4 protein-coding genes are annotated in these 3,223 nt (G+C 54.5%); 1 reads left to right on the top strand and 3 read right to left on the bottom strand.

Annotation, left to right across the window (positions count from 1 at the left end):
* Positions 1–1,188, bottom strand: a 1,188-nt coding sequence (locus C9413_RS30175; RefSeq protein WP_170251334.1) for an NAD(P)/FAD-dependent oxidoreductase, incomplete at its 3' end; no start/stop codon positions are given.
* Positions 1,189–1,198: 10 nt separating this feature from the next.
* Positions 1,199–1,525 carry a hypothetical protein gene (locus C9413_RS30170; RefSeq protein WP_040114188.1) on the bottom strand — a complete coding sequence of 109 codons (327 nt, stop codon included), beginning with the start codon at positions 1,523–1,525 and terminating at the stop codon, positions 1,199–1,201.
* Between the two features lie 182 nt (positions 1,526–1,707).
* Here C9413_RS30170 and C9413_RS34010 point away from each other — a divergent pair, with 182 nt between their 5' ends.
* A complete protein-coding gene (locus C9413_RS34010) occupies positions 1,708–2,259 on the top strand; it encodes a hypothetical protein (RefSeq protein WP_040114187.1) in 552 nt (183 codons plus the stop codon).
* 17 nt (positions 2,260–2,276) lie between these two features.
* On the opposite strand, the gene C9413_RS30160 is transcribed toward C9413_RS34010, so the two are convergent.
* The coding region (locus C9413_RS30160) for an L-histidine N(alpha)-methyltransferase (protein WP_246703892.1) at positions 2,277–3,223 on the bottom strand (947 nt) is incomplete at its 5' end.

Here is a 3,223-nt window from a genome sequence, read left to right as displayed (position 1 = left end):
ATGCCCTGAACGCTCGGGCTGCGGCCACGCCGGGTCCTTCTGCAGGGCCGCGTGCACTTGACTGTCGAAAATCCAACTCAGCCGGAGCCTGTAGAGCCATTCGTAGTGTGGCACCTCGCGGAGCAAGAACTGCACCGGCTCCGGAACCGGCATTCGAAATTTCGGGAAGGGCGCCGCCCATTGGCGTGACCGCTGGAAGATCGTCAGGGCACTCACTCGATCTGCGATGGCCGGAACAACCTGCATTGCCGAGGCCCCATTACCAATTACAGCTACGCGTTTGCCATCAAGAGTAACCTCTGGATCCCATTTCGAGGTGTGGACCACCGGGCCGTCGAAGTCACCCAGACCCGGAATACTCGGCCATTTCGGCGTGGTGAAGCCTCCCACGGCCGAAATCACCACATTGGTCACAAGGGTTTCTTCCGTACCGTCGGGCAGGCGTAACCGGGAATGCCAAGTCCGGCTCTCTTCGTCATAGCGAGTGACAAGGCACTCCGTGCTGTAGCGGATTGAACTCTCGATCCCGAATTCGCGGGCAACGCGGTTGAAATAGTCGTCGATTTCCTGCTGCAACGGGAAGAACTTGCTCCAGTTGCCACCGGCAAAAGTGTAGGAATAGAGATGTCCGGGCGTGTCTACTCCGCAGCCAGGGTAGTAATGTGAGTGCCAGACCCCGCCGGTACGATCTTGCTTTTCGATCTGGATGTAGGAAACGCCCAGTTGTCGTAACCGAATTGCTGCTGCTAACCCGGACATACCGGCCCCGATGATCAGTACGTGGAAGTCCTCCGGCAAGCACACCGGATCGGGAACCGCGCCTGAATACCTCCGCAGCTTGTGGATCATCATGTCAGCGTATTCCGGCGGAATAGGCTCGGCCTCTGACATAGTTAGCATACGGATCAACTCTTCTGCCGACAGGTCCGGCTTGGCGACGTGTGCCCCCTGGCGCCAAGCCATGATGGCGGCCAGCGCTGCATCGCGAACGTCCGTCTGCAATTCGATCGCTAAGCCGCCGGAATCGTTTTCGTCCCAGCGACTCTTCACGGGAATAAACGGCGGATTTAACCAGTACTCTTGTCCTGTGAACTGGTACAGAAGGAGTAGCAGGGTTGGAATGTTGGCCGAAGGGAGTGCCTCGGCGATACGTTGGCGGAACGGGACGAGGTCCGTAGAGTCAGCCATGATTTAGGTCCTACAGTTGCAAGAGTCTGGACCAAGCAGCCAAGGCGCTGCACCTGGTTGCAAATTTCGTGCCCCAGCTTCGGCGCGGTTTCAGCGACGGCATTAGGGAGGGTTCGGCGGGCAGCCCGCTGAACATCTGATCCAGATCGCACTTGAGCGCGTCGGCATCGATCGCTCCCCCACGGCGATGGCAATTGCCGCGCGCCAAAAGCCGCTTATGATCGGAGGTCGTGACAGCGGCGAGGGTTTGCTCGGTGCCCTCGTCCCGCCGGTGCGGGTACAACCGCGGCAAATGCGCCTGTGCGCCCTCGCCTTTTGGCGCTTCCTTCTTCTGCATCTGGAGCGTTCTGCTCTAGGATGGCTGGACGTAGGTCCCGGCAGAAAGAATTGTGCTAACATTTCGACATCTCCGCGCGATTATCGTTGGTCGTGTCGCGTCTGCAAATGCCTGGACGCAATATGCGTGCCAACGGAAAAACTCTTTTGATACAACGTAACTGATCGAATCGGCTGTCTCGCATGTCCGACAATGTCGTACATCGGACAGGGCAAAGCGACACGACCTGCTGCACGCCTGACGAGCGCGATGTACTCCTGACGCATCTCGACGCGGCCGATGCAGGCGGCGCGCGTCTTGACCGTGAACCGGGTGCGATTTTCGGCGGTGCCGCCATGCTCGCAGTCGCGCCGGATGGAGTGAATGGACAGAAAACTCTGAGGGAGATCGCCGTGCGCGAAATGCAGCGTCAGCGATTTGAATCCGGCCTCGCGGGCGCGCTCGCCGGCGGCCGCGAAATCGCGTTCGATGCGAGTGCAATTATTATGAAGCGAAATCCGCCAAGCCGGGAAACACCATTATCACAGCTCCCGATGCCATCGTGCGATCATTGCCGCCTATATATCGGTCAATCCCATGGCCGCCCGGCGGGAAGAAGCCGCACAAATAAGATTGATTACTGTTGTAATAAACATAATGACCATCAAGCTGATCAGCTGACTGATTTTCCGTTATTTGACGGGCCACCGGCCTTTTGTTCCTTCGCTTATAATCTCTCGACAACTCGCCTCTGATTATTCTCTGTCAAGCTTTAAGTCGCCTTTTCGACCACGTGAATGTCTGAGCCGGCGTTGTCTGAAAGGACATCAATCGACGCAAGCCCTGCGAGGTGCGCACATTCTTTGAAAAACGCCTCTGAAAAAGAAAACGAGTTCTTTAGATGCAGCCGATCACCATCTAATAATTTAATACTTTTATCTTTAAGATAAAATGTCGAATTCCTTTTTACGATCGCAGTATGTATTACCTGCATAAATTTATCATCACCTTTAATATCTGCCTCATAATCAAATACCTCTGGATCAAAATTATCGTCGATAGGTAACTCTGCTTTCATTCTGTAGAAAACGTTTAGCTGAAAATCTGGATGCGCTTCATAGTAGGACTTCGCGACATCTTTCCTCAGATCTGAGCCAATTGAGATCGCGACCCAGCACCGCTTAGCGCTGTTCGATATTTTCTTCAGCGCCTGGACGACAGCCTCTACGGGGGGGGTTTCACTTATGGAAGCGGCAAGATTCCCAAATGTCCGGCCAAACATGACTACAAATGCTGCCTCATCACCGAAAAAATAGCGTCGCCCAGAGAATATATCGTGGCGTATGAATTCGATTCTCAACCCGAAAGCAGACGGCAATTGCCTGATGTCGCAGAGGAACTCGTTCGACCGATCGACCAGTATGCAACGTGAGGTCTCGCCGCACAAGCTTGTTACAAGGGGAAGCGTCTTGTGTTGGAATGCTCGCACTGTTCCGGGGCCATAGTCCAGAATCGACACCCCACTACGAGATCGCTCGCCCTGATGATACCATTGGACATAATCTCTCACTCTCTGCTGAAGTTTTTGAGCCAACTTAATCTCAGCATCCACCATGTTGGCTGTACCAGTGACGAGCGCATTATTCAGTCTCTGAGTTTCAGCTTTAGCCCATAACAATGCGCCACTCATCGAATTACCGTTCCGGTCAGGTCTAGTGT

It is taken from the genome of Rhizobium sp. SEMIA 4085 (assembly GCF_013004495.1).
GTDB classification, from domain to species: Bacteria; Pseudomonadota; Alphaproteobacteria; order Rhizobiales; family Rhizobiaceae; genus Rhizobium; species Rhizobium gallicum.
This window is presented reverse-complemented; position numbering and strand designations above follow the sequence as displayed.